Raw genomic sequence first — 19,267 nt, forward strand, 5'->3', positions numbered from 1 at the left:
ATTGAGGTTCTTTTTTTATCCAACTTAGTTCTTGTGTTTTTGAATGGCCTTATAGGTTTCATAATAAGCCGATTGGCTGAACAACTCTTTGTGTTCTGCTGCTAGGCCTTGCAATGACGCTTCTGATAATTTTCCTTTGATATCATCAGCAAAGGCTTGCGCGTAGATTTTTGATGCTTTCACCAAATGCGCTTTTTCAGTTCCTTCCAGTTCATAGCTAGCTAAAAAGTTTTGTTGATATAAATGTGCAAAAATCGCCTGATCAGTTTTATAGGTTTTTTGCAACTGCTTCCATTCAACCTGAGCTTTGTACTCGCCAATTCCTGACTGTACATAATGGTTGACCGAAGAACCTAAGTCATCAAAGTCTTGATAGCGATGCAAAGCATGCTTATCGCGTAATTGATTTAAACGTTTCAGCGCATTGCCTGTTGGTTCTTTTAAGCCATCAACAAATCGATATGCATAAACTTCTGCAATTTCATTCAAATCATTGGCTGAGTAATAACGCACATACTGAGCGCGATAGTTAGCAAATGCCACGACAAATGCCGCTTGATAGGCTTTCACTTCAGATTGATGGCGTTTATAACTTTGCAAAGCAACTGTACTGAGATATTCAGGAAGTTCGACTTCTTCATTTGCAGCACGGACATCATCGACCGATGCAGTTTCTGCTTCAACAAGCAGAGGATCATTTCCCGTGATTGGCGCAAGCAGGCCTTTCAACATATTTTCAAAGAGTGAATCTTTACTGACTTCCTCAATGGATTTTGCCTGTTTCATGGCTTGACGATCAATTGGAGTCGCATTGCCATAATTCAAAATTTGGTTGCTACTTTTCAGCTTTAATTGACCTAAACGTGGCTCATTAAAGGCCAATTGATAGTCCATTACTTGGACGCGGCCTTTGTGATCTAAGCCTACATCCATCACCACATTCGAAGATGATTTATCCTGTGCATTCAGCACCTGCGCAATTTCAGCTTGATGCTTTTGCCATAATTGCTGGAATTGTTTTACATCGACAAGTTGTTCACTTTGATATTGCTGGAATACTGGTTTTAACTGCTCAACAGCGTCCGAAATCTCTGAATCTGTATTGGATGTGTCCGCATCAGAAGCCGATGGTACAGAATCTTCTTGCAGCGGTATCACCCGAACATCTTGATAATCCTGACACAGTGTGACTTTACCAATCGGCACCTGTTTGGTGTTCATCAAGGCCTGACAGACTTCCTCAGATAAATTCGCTGTTTCGTCATCTTCTTCGGAAGCCGCATAAGCTTCGGTTACTTCAGTATCCGAACTATAGGTTTCTTCGTCATCACCCGCGGTCGCCTCCGCATATGCACTTGCAGTATCGATCGCGTACTCAGCAGATTCAGCTGCAGAAGACGTTTGTTCTTCTTCCGTTTCATGTTGGTGATACATCAGGCCATGCATTTTCGCATTGAGCAGCTCATTCACACGTTCTACAGATGCATAAGCCGCATCATCGTCTTCATCCTCAACTGCTGCCGCTACTGCAGTCCCTCCCGCCGCTTCAGCCGCAGCCATCGCCTCTTCGGAAGCACTAAGATGCACAGCAGCGTCCACAGATTCATCTTGCTCGGCGTCACTATTACGCTGACCTTTGATTTGCGTGATGTAATAGTTGGCGTTCACAAAATCAAAAAGTTCAAGCTGGGTGTAAAGCGCATTAAGATCACCCACATAGCGGATTTTTTTAGTCAGCCCTGCATTTTTTTCATCACGTGTTAAAGCAATATTTTGCACTTGATTCGGCTCTGCCAAGACATAGGGCAAAGCATTCATTTGTTTTAAATAGTCAGCAAATTTTTTCAAATCGTACTGAGCAATCGTCTCTTTATGTTTTGAAAAATCCACATAAGCCAAGCTGCTTTGGCTTTCACGATTTACCATAAACGGCATGAACGCAAAGTAGTTGGTATAAAATTTATGTTGATTAAAATCAATGATCATCGGCAACTGTGCATTGACCTGCAAAGTCGGTTTTTGATAACTCAATTGCAAGGTTAAGGCAGCAAGTTTTTCTCTAAAATGTACTGAACCGCTATAGCTAAACTGTAAATCATTCAACACATTCAGCAGTGATTGAGCAATTTTAGATTGCGGAGAAACGCCATCCTCTTCATCGCTATAACGCGCTGATGGTGGGATCGATTCATTGGCAATGGCTTGATAGAGCTGTTTCTTTTCTTTTTGGCTAAACGGAATATTTTGGGTTTTAATCAACTGATCAAGTTGTTTTTTAAGTTTAGGATCCAGCTCTGGCTGTGTACTAGTTGCAGGTTTTGACTTGGTTTCAGGCTTTTTTTCATCGAACTGAATATCGGTTTGAATTGAAAATTGCCCTTTCATGTCATAACTGGCATTTTCAAACATTGCGTTTAAGCCTTGAGTGGCTTGTTGCCCGAGAGACTGATCCGTTGAATTGGTTTTTATGACATGTTGAGCACACCCAGTAATACTCAAACCCAGTAAACAAAGTGTTATATATTTTAATCGCATAATTGTACGAAAGACCTAAGTTCTTTATGATTTATTAAAAGAAAAAAATGATCAAAAGATCAACATCAAGTCTATCAGAAGTTTATTTTTCACATGTTGGTTAAATATTACAATTCGCCTTTCTGACATTTTTTAAGGGCGTATTCATCAATGTTTTTTTGATGAAATTATGAATAATCAAAGCATCAATACAGATAATCCAAAAAAATTTAGATATTAGGATTAAGACTATGCCTGCATATAAAGCGCCTTTACACGATATTCGTTTCTTAATGAATGAAGTGCTCGATTACCCAGCACATTACAAAACTTTGTCTAATGGTGAAGCTGCTGATGCAGACACTGTCGACATGATTTTAGAAGGTGCAGCAGATTTTTGTGAAAATATCCTTTCGCCTTTGAACCAAACGGGTGATGAAGAAGGCTGTCATTTTGAAAATGGTGATGTGAAAACACCAAAAGGGTTTAAAGAAGCCTATGACCAATTTGTACAGGGTGGCTGGCAAGGTCTGTCTTTCCCTGAAGAATTTGGCGGTCAAAACTTGCCACAGTCGTTGAATCTCATCAAATCTGAAATGATGGGTACAGCAAACTGGTCATTCCAAATGTATCCGGGTCTCAGCGTAGGTTGTATCAACACCATTCTACAATTTGGTTCAGAAGAACAGAAAAACCAATATTTACCGAACCTTGTTGCTGGAACTTGGTCAGGCACCATGTGCTTAACTGAACCTCAATGCGGTACCGACTTAGGTCAGGTAAAAACCAAAGCGGAACCTCAAGCTGATGGTAGCTATGCAATTTCTGGTACAAAAATCTTCATCTCTGCGGGTGAGCATGATTTAACAGAGAACATCGTACATATCGTTCTTGCACGTCTTCCAGATGCACCTGCAGGTACAAAAGGCATTTCATTATTCATCGTTCCAAAATTCCTTGTGAATGCAGATGGTACTGTGGGCGAACGCAATCCTGTAACGTGTGGTTCGATTGAACACAAAATGGGGATCCGTGCTTCAGCAACAGCTGTGCTGAACTTTGACAATGCCATTGGTTACTTGATCGGTGAAAAACACAAAGGCCTACATGCAATGTTCACCTTCATGAACACTGCACGTATTGGTACAGCAATTCAAGGTATTGCACATGCTGAATTGGCATTCCAAGGCGCACTTCCATACGCCAAAGAACGTATGTCTATGCGCGCACTTTCAGGTAAAAAAGATCCTGAAAAAGTAGCCGATGCGATTATTCACCATGCAGACGTACGTCGTATGCTTTTAACTCAAAAAGCGATCGCTGAAGGCGGCCGTTCAATGATTTACTATGCAGCTCAAATTGCGGACAAAATGACTGATGCTTTAACCCGCGGTGATACAGCAGCGTTTGAAGCACATGATGACCACTTAGGCTTCTACACCCCGATTCTCAAAGGTTTCTTAACCGAAATGGGTTATGAAGCTGCAAACCATGGTATGCAAGTATACGGCGGTCATGGTTATATTAAAGAATGGGGCATGGAACAAATTGTTCGTGACTCACGTATCTCTACTCTCTACGAAGGCACAACAGGCGTTCAAGCACTAGACTTGATTGGTCGTAAAGTTCTGTTGACCTCTAAAGGTAAAGTGATTCGTGACTACACAGCTGAAATCTTGAAGTTCTGTGGTCAACATGCACGTAACAAATACATGCGTCGTTTTGCGTGGGACTTAACGAAGCTTTGCGCACAGTGGAATGCATTAACGGTTCGTATCATGCTTGCAGCACGTAAAGACCGTGACATCGTATCTTCTGCTTCTGTCGATTTCTTAATGTTCTCTGGCTACGTGATGATGGCTTATTTCTGGGCACAACAAGCTGCCGTAGCTTCTGAAAAATTAGCAGAAGGCAATGGTGCAGAAGTTCCTGAGTTCTATAAAGCAAAAATCAAAGTGGCTGACTTCTACTTTGAACGTCTATTACCACGCTCACAAGGTCACGCTGAAGCAATGGTTAACCCATCGAAGACCATGACTTCTTTGGCTCCTGAACACTTTAGCTTTGACTACTAAGCTTTAAACCGAGTTAAATGACTCTATAAAAAGACCGCTTCGGCGGTCTTTTTTGTCTTCTCTTTTAATTTTGATCTATAGGAATTACGAGTAGTATTCTTAATTTCTTCATGAGGTAATAACAATGTATAAAGATGAACTTTATATGGAGAAATATTGTTGTATTTTTCAACAAAAATAGAACACCTTATCGCTAAACATAATTTTATTTAATAAATAACCCGAATCGCGGATAAGAAATAAACTTGAAAATAAGAAGACTAGAGCCATCAGTTGAGTTACCACACAAAACTCACAACTCTAGTCCTAATGTTCAATAGTACCGAATTATTCTGCGTAATTGATGATTTCTTTCTTAAATTTGAAGCAACTTATTGGAACTTTCTCAAACAAAATAGCCATTCTTTAAGAATCAGACGTGCTCATCTGACGATCTCAGAAATCTGCTTTATTGCCATTTGGTATAAATGTTCTTATTTCAGCAATTTCAAAGCCTTTTTCACATGGTTAAAAGAAGATAAAAGACATTTGTTTAAAAGCTTACCATGTTACCAACGGATGATTCATCTGATCAATATGCACCAATTAGCAATACATGCTTTACATGTGGCTCTGATGAAAGGTCAAAATACCCAATATTTGTGGATTGATTCAACGACTTTGCCAGTCTGTAAAAATCAACGTATTCAACGCCATAAATCATTAGCTCAAATAGCATCTCGTGGTAAAAGCTCGATGGGCTGGTTTTATGGCTGTAAGCTACATATTGCGATGAACCCATTTGGTGAAATCGCTTGTTCTGCTTTATCAAATGGGCATATAGCTGACATAAAAATGGTTGAGCAATTGGCTGACGGCTTAGAAGCAAAGCTATATGGAGATCGTGGTTATATCAGCCAGGAACTAAAAAGCAGGTTAAAAGATCAAGGTATTGATTTAATTACTTACCATCGAAAAAACATGCAATCCATCCAACTATCTGCATCAGATGAATATCACTTAAGACAACGAAATAAGATAGAAACGTTATTCAGCTTATTGAAAGGACAATACAATTTAGTGACGAGTAAAGCTCGTAGTATTCATGGATTTCTGAGTGGGATTTACGCATCGTTATGTGCATATCAACTTAATCATCAAAATAAACCAACAATTCAAATTATGGAATCATTGGCTTAAGCGGGATTCGGGTTAAATATTAAATACTTAAAGTAAATTTCACTCGATGATTTTAGCTTTACATTTGTATCTCATACAACTTCATATCTTCTCCATAGCCTCCCCCTATGATGACTTCATTGATTCATAAAGAGCGTAACCATGAAAAAATTGATGTCTTCATTAATGATTTGTCTAATTGCAACAACTGCGACAATGTCTGCAATGGCAGCGCCTGCATTCGATCATAAAAATCCGCCACCTGCTGCACACTTCGAAAAAAAACCTGTACCGCCTAAAGCAACACATCACAAACCTGCTGGGCCGCAAATGGTGAAAAAAGAGCATCAACACGCTCATGCAAAATTTGCCAAACAAAATCATAAGGCAGTAGCTTTTAAAGGCAATCAACACAAACCTGTTTCGCAGCATAAATTACCGCCAATGCCACCGAAACATCGTTAAGCTAAATTAAAAAAAGACCGCTCATGCGGTCTTTTTTAATATTTACTTTGCTTTATCAGCAATAAATTCTTTAATCTCTATGGGTTTATCTTTTACCAACTCAACAGTGCCTTCATTCACACCATTAAAGTTCTTAAAGTGAATTGAAACACCTTGGTCGTTGGCAAGTCGTACACCACTTCCTGAAACTCCTCGTTTCAATTCATACACACGATCAGAATTATCAGTCAATTGTGCGGTTTCAAAATTATCTTTGGTTTTTAACTCAAGGCTTAGATCTTGTGGCCCTGTAAAGTGAATCACTTGCTCATCTTGAGCTACTGCAACATCGTTTGTTTGTGCAGTTGTGGCCGTTGCCTCTGTTGCAACATTTTGTTCTGATGGTGCTTTTTTATCGGTGCAACCCACCAAAGCTATAGTTAATAACGTCGCAGTTAAAATATATTTCATTTTCTGAAGTTCCTTTATGCCATGTAAATTCAATTATCAACTGAATAATTTCATACACATTCTGCAAATTACATTCGAAATATGAAAAATTACTTGTCGCTCAAATTTTAAAACAAGTTTGACATAGCTTTCATTACAGGAATTCTTCCAATACTGAATTTAAAAAGATATGTCCCTGCTCGGTACAAGACAAACGCGCAGGATCATTCACCATCAATTTACGTTCACGTAATGAGTTCAATAACTCGGCAATCGGCTCTAAACTTTCCCCTGTACGCTCGCTATATAGCTTGGCTTCCACCCCATGATTTAAACGAAGTGCATTCATCATAAATTCAAAAGGCATGTCGGCTGCTTCGATGCGCTTAAACTGAAGATGTTCAGCAGGTACTTTGGCTAAATAGTCTTTCGGCAATCGGGTTTTTTGGAAACGATACACCCCGTCTGGCATGGTCACTTTACCATGCGCGCCTGCGCCAATCGCTAAATAGTCACCAAACTGCCAGTAATTTAAATTGTGTGCCGACGGCTTTTCTTTACGCCATGCCGACACTTCATAATTGATAAAGCCTTGCGCTGTTAAATAGGCTTCGCCCTGCGCTTGAATCTCTTCAAGCACATCATCGACAGGCAGAATCGGCTGGGTGCGGAAAAAGACCGTATTCGGCTCAATCGTCAACTGATACCACGACACATGTGTTGCGCCATTTTCAACAGCAAGTTTTAAATCCAACAGTGCTTGCTCAATCGCTTGTTCAGGCAGGCCATGCATCAAATCGACATTCACCCGTTCAAAACCTGCTTCCCGTGCATGCTGAATGGCAGAAATGGCATCGTCATTCGAGTGAATCCGACCCAGTTTTTTCAGTTGCTCGGTATTAAAACTCTGCACACCGATAGATAAACGATTAATCCCTGCCTCTAAATAACCTGAAAAAGGATCGTGCTCAACCGTACCGGGATTGGCTTCCAAGGTAATTTCACAGCCCTTTTCAAATGGCACCAATGCTTTGAGCTGAGTAAATAACCATTGATAACCTTGGGCAGAAATCAAAGATGGTGTACCGCCACCAATAAATACACTATGAATCAGGCGGCCCTGAGCAAAATCGACTTGGGTTTTAAAGTCTTCAACCAACGCCTGTAAATATTCTTGTTCTAAGTCCAGAGACAATTCACCATTCGGCACCGCATGCGAATTAAAGTCACAGTATGGACATTTACGCACACACCACGGCATGTGAATGTATAAAGACAAAGGAACGAGTGCAGGATTTAATTCAGCCAAGGAGATTGCTCAAAATGCGTTGAAGAATACTGTTTATTTTAACATGACTGCATCAGAGTGCTTGTGAAAACTCTGATCGAATACAGTAGACTGATCATATTAAAAAAGAATTTGCTGATAACAAGATGAAAATAAGCAGCCATTTATTGTACTTACTGCCGCTCGCGATGGGTATTGGCATCGCCATGACCATTCAAACAGCGATCAACAGCCAATTGCGTGAATATTTATATTCACCGCTGCAAGCTGCCCTTTTTTCTTTTTTGGTTGGTACAATAGTCCTCGCCTTTATGGTGTTTTTTCAATCGGCCGAAAAACCGGACTTTGCAAGTTTTGCTCAAATCCCTTGGTATTTATGGTTGGGGGGATTTTTGGGTGTTTATGCCATCAGTATCAGTATTTATACCGCACCGAAACTGGGTTTTTTATCCCTCTCCGGTCTGATTATTTTTGGACAGATCTTAATGTCGATGGTATTTGACCATTTTGGCTTGCTCGGCACTGAAAAAACCCCGATTAACTGGCAACGCTTATTGGGTGGCGTGGTGATTTTTATTGGTGTGCTTCTCACTTTCCAACGCTAAGACCTCATTCCTAAGCACCTCACAAGAAATGAGTACATTCTGTGTCTACTGTCACGGCTGTAACAAGCAGCAAGTATGAATTAAAACAACTGTTTCATTTAATGATCCCGATATTGATCACGCAGTTTGCGCAAGCGGGATTTGGTCTCATTGATACCATCATGGCTGGACACATGTCCGCCAATGACCTTGCAGCCATTGCGGTCGGGGTCGGTTTATGGATACCGGTCATGCTGCTGTTCAGCGGCATTATGATTGCAACCACCCCATTAGTGGCAGAAGCCAATGGTGCTCGCACGCCTGAAAAAATTGCCACCATCGCCCGTCAGTCTTTGTGGGTCGCATTATTTTTAGGGATCATTGCCGCATTAGTCTTACAAGCTATGCCGCTGCTTTTACCGTTATTGGGTGTCCCTGAAGTATTACTTCCGAAGGCGAGCTTATTCTTACACGCCATTAGTTTAGGTATGCCTGCTGTCACCATGTACGCAGCTTTACGTGGTTACTCAGAAGCATTGGGGCATCCACGTCCAGTCACTGTGCTGAGTCTGCTGGCCTTATTGGTGTTAATTCCACTGAACTTTATTTTTATGTATGGTTTAGGCCCAGTCCCTGAACTGGGTTCAGCAGGATGTGGTTTTGCCACCGCGATTTTGCAATGGTTAATGTTCTTTGCTTTGGCGATGTACGTTTTCAAAGGATCGGCCTATCAAAAAACCCAACCTTTCGCTGCTTTTGAAAAAATGAACAGTGAATGGATCAAACGTATTTTAAAACTCGGCTTTCCGATTGGCTTAGCTATTTTCTTTGAAGTCAGTATTTTTAGTACAGCCGCTATTGTGTTGAGTCCCTTGGGCGAAGTCACCATTGCAGCGCATCAAGTCGCCATTTCGATTACCTCGCAATTGTTTATGATTCCAATGTCACTAGCGATTGCGCTGACCATTCGGGTCGGTACTTATTATGGGGAAAAGAACTGGCTGGCTATGCGAAAAGTCCAGAAAGTCGGTATGTTGACAGGGACGGTATTTGCCCTGATTACCATGTTGCTGCTTTGGCTTTTACGTAATGAAATTGTGTCACTGTATACCAATGACTATGATGTGACTCAGCTTGCGGTGTACTTGGTGTTGTTCGCGATTGCCTATCAGTTGATGGACGCATGGCAAGTCAGTGCCGCAGGGTGCTTACGCGGTATGCAAGACACCAAAGGACCAATGTGGATCACCATGATCGCGTATTGGATCATTGCCTTCCCTGTCGGGATCTATCTTGCACGCTTCACCACGACTGGTGCTGCAGGCGTTTGGATTGGCCTAATTGTGGGTCTGACTGTCGCCTGTATACTGCTACTTACACGTTTATTTATGATGAATAAACGTTTAGCTCAAGCGGGATAAGCCCTAAAAAATCATCTAAAAAGTTACTTAAAAATACGGCTACGCTATGCAGAAGATTAATGCAAATTAACACCCTGCATAGCAATGCCATAAATAAAAAGCATGAAGAAGAGGAAAATAAACATGTCCCATGTATTTCGCTCGATCAGTCTCTGTCTGAGCTTAGGCTTTTCCATGTCACTACAAGCTGAACAAACGATCAACCGACATGAATTTCCTTTATATCACGCACCCATTAAAGTCCAATCACAACCCGAATTTGATTACATCAATCAAGCACTTTGGACAGCCTTTCGCTTTTATCATGAACAACAAGCGGACTCATATACTGCACGTTTAAAATTAAGTTGTCAGCAGTCTGGTATGGCATATACCTATCAGGACTTCATCAAGGCCAATCAAAAGTTTGCCTCTGCGGATGATCAGGATTTTATCGTGACGCAAAACCTCATCACCTTGAATGAAAATTTACACCATAACCAATGCAGTAAATATCTCAGTCCACATTTAGAACTGGAAAAAACTGAAGCAACTAATGCTACGCAGTAACTTCAGTTGCACAATTTGATTCAAATAAAAGAACGATACGCGGAAATGTCATCCGCAATTGTTTGAGACAGGACTACCTCAAAACAAAAATGTTTTTGCAATACTTTAAATAATTAGACGCTAGTGAACGAGTTTTGCGGATGACAATGGTTTTGGGTACTTTTGCCGAAACAAAAGTACCTCCAGCTGAAGGCTAATCCCTTTATTCAACCCCTAGATGAAAGACTCCGTCTAATAAAATTAAAAATCTTTTTAAAAATGCGTAATTACTTTTACAGGCATAACATCAGTGAAGTTACAGGAGCAGCAAAACCAACTAATTAAGCGCCTCGATGGCATTTTTTAAACCTTGTGGCACTTGGCTGGCGTCTTCTACGTCTTTCACGATCGCCTGCCCGACGATCACATCTGTCCCATTAAAACTCATGGTTGGCGAGCCATACAATTCATAGCCTTCATTTAAAGCTTTGGTCACACGGGCACAGAAATTGACATCATCTTTACCAGTTAAATAGCGATACACTTTCATCGTTCAGTTCTCTTCTAGCGACGCGATATTTTAAACCATTCAGCGTGTGGCTTAAATTTGCCTGAATTATTTTCAGTATTTACATTTTTGCCCATCATTTTATCAATAGAAATAAAGTCTTAACAATTTAAAGTAGGCAGTTTGTGTTTTGTCGCCTATGATCGGTATTAGATAATAAATGATGATCTTGAGGAACATCACATGGCAAAAACGGCTAGCACACCGGGTCGTCGCTTTATGAAACTTGCCAGTATGACGGCAAGCATTGCTACTAAAACCGTTTCCAATTCCATCCGCAATATCACTGCCGATGAAGAACAGAAAAATGCATCTCGCAGTAAACTTTTTCAGGACATCGGTCTGCAAATTGCAGACACTTTGGGTGAAATGAAAGGTGCGGTGATGAAAGTCGGACAAATTGCCTCGCAGTACAAAGACATTTTTCCACCTGAAGTCGCAAAAGCGATCAGTAAATTACAACGCCAAGCGCCAGCCATGCCTTTTGCTGAAATTAAGGCCCAAGTAGAACAAGAACTCGGCAAACCCCTCGCGCAAATTTTTAAAAGTTTTGAAGAACAACCTTTTGCCGCTGCATCCATTGGGCAGGTGCATAAAGCCGTGTTACCTAATGGTCAGCAGGTGGTGGTGAAAGTGCAATATCCGGGTGTCGAAGAAGCCTGTGAAAGTGACTTAAAACAAGTTCGCCTTGCCCTTCGTCTGATGGGCGTATTGAAAATTGATCGGAAGTTACAAAACAAGCTATTTCGTGAAATTCAGGACAGTTTGGACAACGAACTGAACTACGAAATTGAAGCGCAAAACTTAAATGTGGCCCGTGCGTTTCATAGTGCGCTGGATGACAAAATCATCATTCCACAGGTCTATAAAGATTATTCTTCACGTCATATATTGACTTTAAGCCTAGAGCTTGGCGACAGTATAGAAACTGCCAGCACATGGTCACAAGAAACACGAAATGCCTTGGGAAGACGCTTATTCCGTGCCATTGGCCGTGAAATTTTCTTCCTTAAACGTTTCCACTGTGACCCACATCCGGGCAACTTCGCCTTTCGTGAAGATGGTTCAGTCATCGTGTATGACTACGGCGGTGTGAAAACCCTGTCTCCTGAAATCGTGTCACACTTTAAGCAATTGATTAATGCTGCACGCAAGCACGATATTCCACTGATGGAACAGCAACTCGATGCCTTACATTCCCTCAATGAACTCGGTAAATTCCCTGCGGACTTGTATGAACAATGGCTGGAAGTACTGATGCGTCCGCTGACCACACAATATGACTTTGCTGAAAACTCAGCACACCATGACGGGGTAGAATTAATTAAGCCATCTCTTAAATACTGGGATGTGTTTAAACCGTCACCGGATACCTTGATGGTGAACCGGACTGTTTCAGGACATTATTGGAATTTGATTCATTTGAAAGTGAATGACAATCTCAATGATCTTTTTGATGAGTTGGTCCCACCTAGCGCTTAAGGGAGCGTAAAGCGCTGATGATTGCCCGATGAATTTCGGGCAATATTTGCATTTTATATTGTTATGTTATAACATTTCTTTAATCAATAAGTTTAAGGAACAGAAGAATGCGTGCCAACATCCATCCCGAATACCGTGAAGTGCTCTTTCATGACACCAATGCCAATGCCTTTTTTGTGATTGGCAGTACTTTAAGTACCAATCAAACCAAAGAGTTTGAAGGCAAAACTTATCCCTATGTGACACTCGATATTTCAAGTGCATCACATCCTTTTTATACAGGTGAACAACGTCAAGTGAATAACGAAGGACGTATTGCGAACTTTAATAAACGCTTTGCGCGTTTCAAACGCTCACAATAAGTTCAGTTTCGATTAAGTTTTTGCTTTTAAAATTAAAGCATTGAAGAAGTTCAGGGTTCCCCTCCTCCAGCCTGAACTTCTTTTTTTATGTCTGAAATTTTGAGGTTTTCAAGCGTTGTTTTAAACATCTATTTTTAAAATCGACTGAAATAAGTAATATCCCAGCCCCAATACGATGACACCAATCACCACACTGGAAATGGCATAACTGAATGCTAGCCCACTTTGCCCTTGTCTAAGCAGTTGAAAGGTTTCTAAGCCGAAACTCGAAAAGGTGGTAAAGCCGCCTAAGATCCCGACCATAAGTAATAAGCGTGCTTCATTTTGTAGAACGGGATATTTTTGGCTAAATGCAAAAAACACACCTGCACAAAAGCAACCTAAAATATTCACCCACCATGTTGCCCATGGAAAGAGCACGGTTGGCTTGGCCAATAACAGTCCTGCCGCATAGCGAAGTGTTGCCCCAATTGCGCCGCCACATGCGACCAAAAGCCAGTTCATAGTTGTCCTACTTCAACATCATTGGTATCTACAATTTAGGCAACAGACTGCCTAAGGTCGCCCTTCAATATACACGCATTTAATTTACGCAAATAGTGTTAAATGTTTGGGCCAAAGCTTGCTATAGTCTGCAACACTTTGCGGTATTTTTTATTGAAAGAGGACATTATGGCTCAGGAATTATTAGATCAACTTCAAGCAGGGACTGCGAAATTTTCAGATGTGATTGCATTTATTGAAGCGCGTTATAACCACACAGCAACCGCTTTTACCAATGGCAAACAAGCCAATGCAGCAACTGAAAACCAAGGCAGTGCCAAAGTATTTTCTTTTGCCCAATTGAATGGTCTAAACCAAGCTGAAACCTTAAGTCTTTTTGCTGAACATTATGCTGCTGTATTGGCAACACCAGACGCAACTGACCACCAAAACATTCGCCAATTTATGCAAAATGGTTGGGAAGGTATTCAATTTGACGGTCAAGCGCTCAGCGCGAAATAATGCCTAGGTGGACCTTCTAAATCAGTTCGTCTGCAATAAAAAAGCCAGTATAAATACTGGCTTTTTTTATCGTTCATCATCTGTTCACATCAGGACACTCGAACTCTGCAAGTCCATTCAGCCATCGCGGTTTTTTCCCAAGCTCGTGCATGCTTCAAATGTAGTAATTCTTCACCGGCTGTCGTTGCGGTAAAACGATAAGTTTTTTGACCGCCTCCGCCTAGTACTGGTGTCGTATCCGCAGCATCTTGTTGTTGAGCTGACTGAAACACTTCTTCAACTTTAAAAAATTTCGGTTGCTCAGCCAAAGACCATACATATCCGGTACTTGGATTTTCGTTTAACAGTACTTCTAAAGTTTGTCCACGATCCATCTCAAGCAAAGTCGGACAACTTTGCTGTTCAGTAAATACATGGGTTTTCCCATCTACAGTTGAACTCATACTGGTACATCCACCAAGTGCCAAACCACTCGCCATCATTAGACTCAAAATAAACTTTTTCTTTATCGTCATTTTCATCATCAAATTATTTTACCTTGAATCTAATGCACACCGATTTCAAATACGATCTCGATGCAATCGAAGTTTAGCCTTTGACTTTTTCAATCCACTGAATCGAACTGACACGAAAAACCTCACAAGCCCCATCACCCGTATCTGTTGGGGTCAAAGATGAAGTCCAAACCAAATCTTTGTCTTTCACCTCAACCAAATCCCCTTTTAAACGCACAAGATCTCCACGTTTCACTTGAGTAATTTGTTTCGCAATTTGCGGGTTTGCAGGAATGATGTGCATATTCGACACCATCATCATGGCTTGCTTTTGCGGTACAGGAACGCGATCCATTTTCCAATTTAAGAAACGGTCATATTGATTGACTGAAATCGTACGAGCAATTTCTGGCTCTGCAAATAAACCCCAACTGACTGCATAATCGATCGGAGAAAATTTTGCTTGTTCATCTGTTTGATAGGTTTTTGAACCTAAAATTCGGAAATCACCTTTAAATTCTTTCAAGGTAGAAATTGACTGGCCTTTGGCAGCAGGTGCTAAGCCTTTGGCAATATTATAATCTGAAGACGCTTGGACACCGACATTCAATAAAAAGCCTGCAAGCACAGTACTTAATGCAATTCGCTTGATCATCGCGTTATCCTCTTTACCCTGTAATACTTCACATTACTCAATTTTAATTCTGCAATTGAGCCGACTTCATCTATTCATAATGCCCCAACCTGAACATGAGCTTAAAATCGCGTAGGTTGAGCCTGATGAATGTCGTTTTCACTAGTTGTAACTCTATATTACGCACACAGTCTGCATAAACCTTATGAACTTGGTAACAAAATGCTGTTATTCAGTCAATTGGCCCATATCCACGCCCTACCACATGATTTAAAATTAAAAAGACATGAATTACACTTTAAAAAAAGCCAACAAAAATCCTCGCTATGATTTATAAATTTTATCAACAACACATTTTTCCGCATCTTTTAAATCAAGTCATGCAGGTGCCAAGCCTGATGGATAAACGACGCGAACTCCTGTTAGCCGTGTCTGGTGAGGTACTCGAAATTGGCTTTGGTACAGGTTTGAATTTAGCCTTTTATCAAAATGTCGATACGGTTTTTGCCCTTGAGCCCAATCCCGATATTTTTCATTTAGCTGCTGAACGTGTACATGCTGCGCCCTTTGAGGTACAGCATATTTTAGCCGGTGCTGAAAAATTACCCTTTGCAGATGAAAGTCTAGATCATGTCGTGAGTACATGGACCTTATGCAGCATTGCCGATATTGAAACTGCGCTTGAAGAAATCTACCGTGTCCTTAAACCAACAGGGACATTTCATTTGGTTGAGCATGTACAACACAATGAAAATCGGAAAATTAAGCAGTTACAACACCTACTGACGCCCATTCAAAAGAAAGTCGCGGATGGCTGTCATCTGGATCGTCATATGCAAAAGTTGCTTGAAGATGCCCAGTTTGAATGTTTTGAAACGCAGTATTTTGATGCTGAAGGCATTCCAAAAATTGGTCAGCGCATGTTACTCGCCCGCGCACGGAAGTTGAGTTAAAGCGTCCAAGGCCATGTTTAAGCACAATCAAATCTAGTTAAAAGTACCTAGTCTTTGATTAATCGAATGGCATTAATTTTTAGGATATGACAGGGCTTTTTATTCAACACATTATAGGTGTTATACGACTTCCCTGTTTTGATGGAATGCACATCCACCCATTCACCCAAAATCTCCACGCGATCACCTGATTTTAAACGCCGAATACGATTTGCGACATCTTCGGATTGAGCAATCACACTAACATTTTGCAATTCGGACTTGAGCTGTTCAATTTGTGTCGAGGGCGCGTCTTTCGCTTGCACACTAAAACAGCGGTTCTGCTGAGACCATTCAAGATGGTATTTTAAAGATTGGATATCATTTGCGCCTGAACTCAGTAGCAGATCAATATTGCTGACATAGGCCAAGTCTTGAAAGCCACCCACCACGGTCGGTGCGGCCGGATGTAGTGTACGACTACTGGCACTGTAGTAGCGTTTATCCAACAGCAAATATTCACCGGAAAATGCCTGAGTCGCTGTGACCTGAAAATTTTTCAGCACACCTGTCTGCTCTAAATGTGGAATGGCACGAAAATATTCAGACCATATCCACAGCATGAGCGCAAAAACGGCTGCAGTCGCTAAGAGTTTTTCCATGTGAATATTCTGTCCTTATTACTTTTCGACGCTTCTGAGCCTGAATCACGCGAGCTTAAATATGCTCAAAATCAATTCGGATGGTTTCAAAACGCACTCGCCCTTCGGCAATGGCTTGAGCAATCGCTTGTTGCCCTTTGGTCAAACGTGCCCCACCACTTTTAATATCAATCAGCACCACTTCGATGTCTTCAGCGAGGCCATCGCCATCACGAAAGTCGGTATAGCCATCAAAAACCACATAATCGATCGGGTCACCAAGAAACTTTGCATCGCTAGGTAGATACTGAAATTCGGGCATGATCGGCGCCATTTGTTCGGCCATTTTGCCTTTTAAAACAGCACGACTGGTATTTACACTGCGCTTTTGTGCATGGGCCAAGGCCTGCTGATGTTCCAATTCTAGTTCTGCAATATATTGCTCGTATTCTGCCTTAATCCTTCCATTGCGACTACCACTTAAAATTAAGGTGGTCAGTACAATCCCAATACACGCGCCAATGAGCATGGCCATCCAGACAGACATTTAAAATTCCTAATCTTTTTAAGACATTACTGCGAAACGTATAGAAAAAACTTAGACTTTGGTTCTTTGTCATATTCCCCGCATTAAACAATGATATGCTAGGGATGAGCAGAATAAAATCTATTTAGGTCGATGAAAACGATATTAATTGCCAATCAAAAAGGTGGTTGTGGCAAAACCATCACAGCAATCAGTTTAGCCTCTGCACTTGCGCAAAAAGGTTATAAAGTGGCCTTGGCAGATGCTGACAATCAAAAGTCTGCACGTCAATGGCTCAAACAGCGCCCAGAGACTGCAGCCCCAATTCAGAGCCTAGATTGGCGTCATGAAAAGTCGATTGGTGATGTGCCGAAAGGGATTGAATATCTAATTATCGATGCACCGGGTGCGTTATCGGGTGAACATGCAGATCAGTTGGTCAGTGAAGCTCATGCCATCATTACCCCGCTACAACCATCTTTCTTCGACATCGACTCGACCCGTCGTTTTTTAAAGCATTTGCAAGAAATTAAACGGATTCGTAAAGGTAAAGTCCAAATCTTATTACTGGCCAATCGTGTCAAACCCAATTCTGCTCATTCCAAGGAAATTCAAGATTTTTTCAATAAAGTTGAACAACAGCCCGTTGCTTGGATTTCTGAACGTACCGCTTATGGTCAACTTGCCATGCAAGGTCTTTCGGTTTTTGATAAAACACAAAAATTGTACCTCGGTATGCAACAACAATGGCAACCTGTGCTCAATGCCATAATTGAAGACGAAGCCGAGTGGTTTTAACCCATCATTCCACATTTTGCTGATATAAAGGCCAATCTTGCAAGGATCTAGCCTGAAAGATATTCACCATAAGTTAACAAGCTCTCGTTTTCGGGAGCTTTTTTTTCAGTTAAGATTGAACACAACATGATGAAAAAATCAGAGCACGCATTGCCAACGTTCGCACCTACATTACAAAAAGTCTTATTGTTCGGATTATTTTTTATCCTGATTTTTTTGAGCTTTAGCGTACTCAAATACTTTATTGTGCCCGTCGTTTGGGCAGCGATTATTGCTTATATGACTTGGCCGCTGTATCAATCGGTGCATCGTTTTTGTGGCAATCGTGCAAATCTAAGTGCGGCGCTGATGATCTTACTGGTGGTGCTCGTGGTGGGTCTGCCGGTGATTTTTGCGATCTTCTTGCTACAACATGAAGGCCGTAACTTGTATTTTGAATTACAAAAGCAGGTCTTCTCGGGTCATGTCAATGTGCCTGATTTTATTCGCCAACTGCCGTTTATTGGTAAAGAAGTCAGTCGTACCCTGCATGAGCTGAACAATGACCCGAACAGTATTATTCAATCGGTACAAATTTGGATTCAGGGGCATTTGAACTACGGTAAAGTTTTGGTTGGCGAAGTCAGTAAAAATATCTTTAAGCTGTGTTTTGCCGTGATGTCTTTATTTTTCTTCTATCGTGACGGTCAAACCATTTTAAGTCAGGTCAGTAAAGCCCTCGAAATGGTGATCGGGCCACGTATTCATCATTATCTTGCCACTATTTCGGATACTACACGTGCCGTAGTGTATGGCATCGGTCTTACCGCGATTGCCCAAGCTTTACTTGCCGGTGTGAGCTATTTTGTCGCCGATGTGCCTAACCCAATGTTATTAACCATCATTACCTTCATGTTGGCACTGATTCCGTTTGGTCCACCGATTTCATATACCGCTGTGTCGTTGTGGTTATTTTCACAAGGTCAAACCATCGAAGCCATTGGCGTCATGGCTTGGGGTGTTTGTGTGGTGAGTACGGCCGATAACGTGATTCGCCCTTTAGTGATTTCAGGGGCAACGCAGATTCCATTCTTATTAATCATGTTTGGTGTTTTGGGTGGGATCGCCAGTTTCGGTCTTGTCGGTTTATTTATCGGGCCAGTGATCTTGGCGGTACTCTTGGCGATTTGGCGTGAATGGTTACATGAAACCCAAATTGAACCCGTCATGATGCCCAAAGCAACATTGGCACATAACTTAGACAATATGGATGATAAGCCTGAACAACCTTAATTCAGGCTTGAATTCATTAAACAAATATTACAATCAAATACTTAAATTATCTGTCATCCTGTATCCGCATCTGTTTCAATGGTTGAAACTC

Annotated in this window: 21 protein-coding genes; 12 read left to right on the plus strand and 9 right to left on the minus strand. The window is 41.3% G+C overall.

Annotated elements, in window-relative coordinates; translation table 11 throughout:
* Window positions 1–24 precede the first annotated feature (24 nt).
* Window positions 25–2,535 (minus strand): hypothetical protein, encoded by a 2,511-nt coding sequence (locus tag MST16_RS14725; RefSeq protein WP_180064827.1) that lies wholly within the window; start codon window positions 2,533–2,535, stop codon window positions 25–27.
* 230 nt (window positions 2,536–2,765) lie between these two features.
* Here MST16_RS14725 and MST16_RS14730 point away from each other — a divergent pair, with 230 nt between their 5' ends.
* The 3 genes from MST16_RS14730 to MST16_RS14740 all read left to right on the plus strand — a co-directional run bounded on the left by MST16_RS14730 (window position 2,766) and on the right by MST16_RS14740 (window position 6,212).
* On the plus strand, window positions 2,766–4,589 hold the full coding sequence (locus tag MST16_RS14730; protein ID WP_180003419.1) for an acyl-CoA dehydrogenase C-terminal domain-containing protein: 1,824 nt from the start codon (window positions 2,766–2,768) through the stop codon (window positions 4,587–4,589).
* A gap of 309 nt (window positions 4,590–4,898) precedes the next feature.
* Window positions 4,899–5,768 carry an IS982 family transposase gene (locus tag MST16_RS14735; protein WP_180011947.1) on the plus strand — a complete coding sequence of 290 codons (870 nt, stop codon included), beginning with the start codon at window positions 4,899–4,901 and terminating at the stop codon, window positions 5,766–5,768.
* 141 nt (window positions 5,769–5,909) lie between these two features.
* Window positions 5,910–6,212, plus strand: coding sequence for a hypothetical protein (locus MST16_RS14740; RefSeq protein ID WP_168379843.1), 303 nt, complete (start codon window positions 5,910–5,912; stop codon window positions 6,210–6,212).
* A gap of 42 nt (window positions 6,213–6,254) precedes the next feature.
* Here MST16_RS14740 and MST16_RS14745 read toward each other — a convergent pair whose 3' ends face one another.
* The gene (locus MST16_RS14745; RefSeq protein WP_111884191.1) at window positions 6,255–6,662 is read right to left on the minus strand and encodes a hypothetical protein; all 408 of its coding nucleotides are present in this window, start codon (window positions 6,660–6,662) and stop codon (window positions 6,255–6,257) included.
* Window positions 6,663–6,795: 133 nt separating this feature from the next.
* The gene (gene hemW, locus MST16_RS14750) at window positions 6,796–7,950 is read right to left on the minus strand and encodes a radical SAM family heme chaperone HemW (protein ID WP_180064828.1); all 1,155 of its coding nucleotides are present in this window, start codon (window positions 7,948–7,950) and stop codon (window positions 6,796–6,798) included.
* Between the two features lie 125 nt (window positions 7,951–8,075).
* Here hemW and MST16_RS14755 point away from each other — a divergent pair, with 125 nt between their 5' ends.
* The 3 genes from MST16_RS14755 to MST16_RS14765 all read left to right on the plus strand — a co-directional run bounded on the left by MST16_RS14755 (window position 8,076) and on the right by MST16_RS14765 (window position 10,483).
* Entirely contained in the window at window positions 8,076–8,534 is a 459-nt protein-coding gene (locus tag MST16_RS14755; protein WP_180064829.1) for a DMT family transporter, read from the plus strand.
* 41 nt (window positions 8,535–8,575) lie between these two features.
* Window positions 8,576–9,934 (plus strand): MATE family efflux transporter, encoded by a 1,359-nt coding sequence (locus MST16_RS14760; protein ID WP_306670494.1) that lies wholly within the window; start codon window positions 8,576–8,578, stop codon window positions 9,932–9,934.
* A 123-nt stretch (window positions 9,935–10,057) separates the two neighbouring features.
* Window positions 10,058–10,483, plus strand: coding sequence for a hypothetical protein (locus MST16_RS14765; RefSeq protein WP_168379838.1), 426 nt, complete (start codon window positions 10,058–10,060; stop codon window positions 10,481–10,483).
* A gap of 316 nt (window positions 10,484–10,799) precedes the next feature.
* Here the strand turns inward: MST16_RS14765 and MST16_RS14770 are convergent, their stop codons facing one another.
* Window positions 10,800–11,012, minus strand: coding sequence for a DUF1737 domain-containing protein (locus MST16_RS14770; protein WP_180064830.1), 213 nt, complete (start codon window positions 11,010–11,012; stop codon window positions 10,800–10,802).
* 201 nt (window positions 11,013–11,213) lie between these two features.
* Here MST16_RS14770 and MST16_RS14775 point away from each other — a divergent pair, with 201 nt between their 5' ends.
* Together MST16_RS14775 and MST16_RS14780 are read left to right on the plus strand one after the other, a co-directional pair.
* Window positions 11,214–12,512, plus strand: a complete 1,299-nt coding sequence (locus MST16_RS14775; protein ID WP_180092507.1) for an AarF/ABC1/UbiB kinase family protein — start codon at window positions 11,214–11,216, stop codon at window positions 12,510–12,512.
* A gap of 107 nt (window positions 12,513–12,619) precedes the next feature.
* The gene (locus MST16_RS14780) at window positions 12,620–12,874 is read left to right on the plus strand and encodes a type B 50S ribosomal protein L31 (protein ID WP_078189321.1); all 255 of its coding nucleotides are present in this window, start codon (window positions 12,620–12,622) and stop codon (window positions 12,872–12,874) included.
* A 120-nt stretch (window positions 12,875–12,994) separates the two neighbouring features.
* Here MST16_RS14780 and crcB read toward each other — a convergent pair whose 3' ends face one another.
* Window positions 12,995–13,378, minus strand: coding sequence for a fluoride efflux transporter CrcB (gene crcB / locus MST16_RS14785; protein ID WP_078189322.1), 384 nt, complete (start codon window positions 13,376–13,378; stop codon window positions 12,995–12,997).
* A 168-nt stretch (window positions 13,379–13,546) separates the two neighbouring features.
* Between crcB and MST16_RS14790 the strand changes: the two genes are divergently transcribed.
* Window positions 13,547–13,879, plus strand: a complete 333-nt coding sequence (locus MST16_RS14790) for a HopJ type III effector protein (RefSeq protein ID WP_078189323.1) — start codon at window positions 13,547–13,549, stop codon at window positions 13,877–13,879.
* Between the two features lie 89 nt (window positions 13,880–13,968).
* On the opposite strand, the gene MST16_RS14795 is transcribed toward MST16_RS14790, so the two are convergent.
* On the minus strand, window positions 13,969–14,394 hold the full coding sequence (locus tag MST16_RS14795) for a protease inhibitor I42 family protein (RefSeq protein WP_257222553.1): 426 nt from the start codon (window positions 14,392–14,394) through the stop codon (window positions 13,969–13,971).
* A 73-nt stretch (window positions 14,395–14,467) separates the two neighbouring features.
* Window positions 14,468–15,028, minus strand: coding sequence for a hypothetical protein (locus MST16_RS14800; protein WP_078189325.1), 561 nt, complete (start codon window positions 15,026–15,028; stop codon window positions 14,468–14,470).
* Between the two features lie 305 nt (window positions 15,029–15,333).
* Between MST16_RS14800 and MST16_RS14805 the strand changes: the two genes are divergently transcribed.
* Entirely contained in the window at window positions 15,334–15,960 is a 627-nt protein-coding gene (locus tag MST16_RS14805) for a class I SAM-dependent methyltransferase (protein WP_168378146.1), read from the plus strand.
* A gap of 47 nt (window positions 15,961–16,007) precedes the next feature.
* On the opposite strand, the gene MST16_RS14810 is transcribed toward MST16_RS14805, so the two are convergent.
* Together MST16_RS14810 and MST16_RS14815 are read right to left on the minus strand one after the other, a co-directional pair.
* A complete protein-coding gene (locus MST16_RS14810; RefSeq protein ID WP_168378147.1) occupies window positions 16,008–16,601 on the minus strand; it encodes a hypothetical protein in 594 nt (197 codons plus the stop codon).
* 55 nt (window positions 16,602–16,656) lie between these two features.
* Window positions 16,657–17,127: a Holliday junction resolvase-like protein gene (locus tag MST16_RS14815; RefSeq protein WP_078192492.1), complete on the minus strand. Its 471-nt coding sequence runs from the start codon at window positions 17,125–17,127 to the stop codon at window positions 16,657–16,659.
* A 132-nt stretch (window positions 17,128–17,259) separates the two neighbouring features.
* On the opposite strand from MST16_RS14815, the gene MST16_RS14820 reads away from it, so the two are divergent.
* Both MST16_RS14820 and MST16_RS14825 read left to right on the plus strand, forming a co-directional pair.
* Window positions 17,260–17,904: a ParA family protein gene (locus MST16_RS14820; protein WP_078192493.1), complete on the plus strand. Its 645-nt coding sequence runs from the start codon at window positions 17,260–17,262 to the stop codon at window positions 17,902–17,904.
* Window positions 17,905–18,054: 150 nt separating this feature from the next.
* Window positions 18,055–19,176, plus strand: coding sequence for an AI-2E family transporter (locus MST16_RS14825; protein ID WP_171263748.1), 1,122 nt, complete (start codon window positions 18,055–18,057; stop codon window positions 19,174–19,176).
* Window positions 19,177–19,267 lie beyond the last annotated feature (91 nt).

This window comes from Acinetobacter sp. YH16040_T, assembly GCF_024605785.1.
Lineage (GTDB): Bacteria > Pseudomonadota > Gammaproteobacteria > Pseudomonadales > Moraxellaceae > Acinetobacter > Acinetobacter amyesii.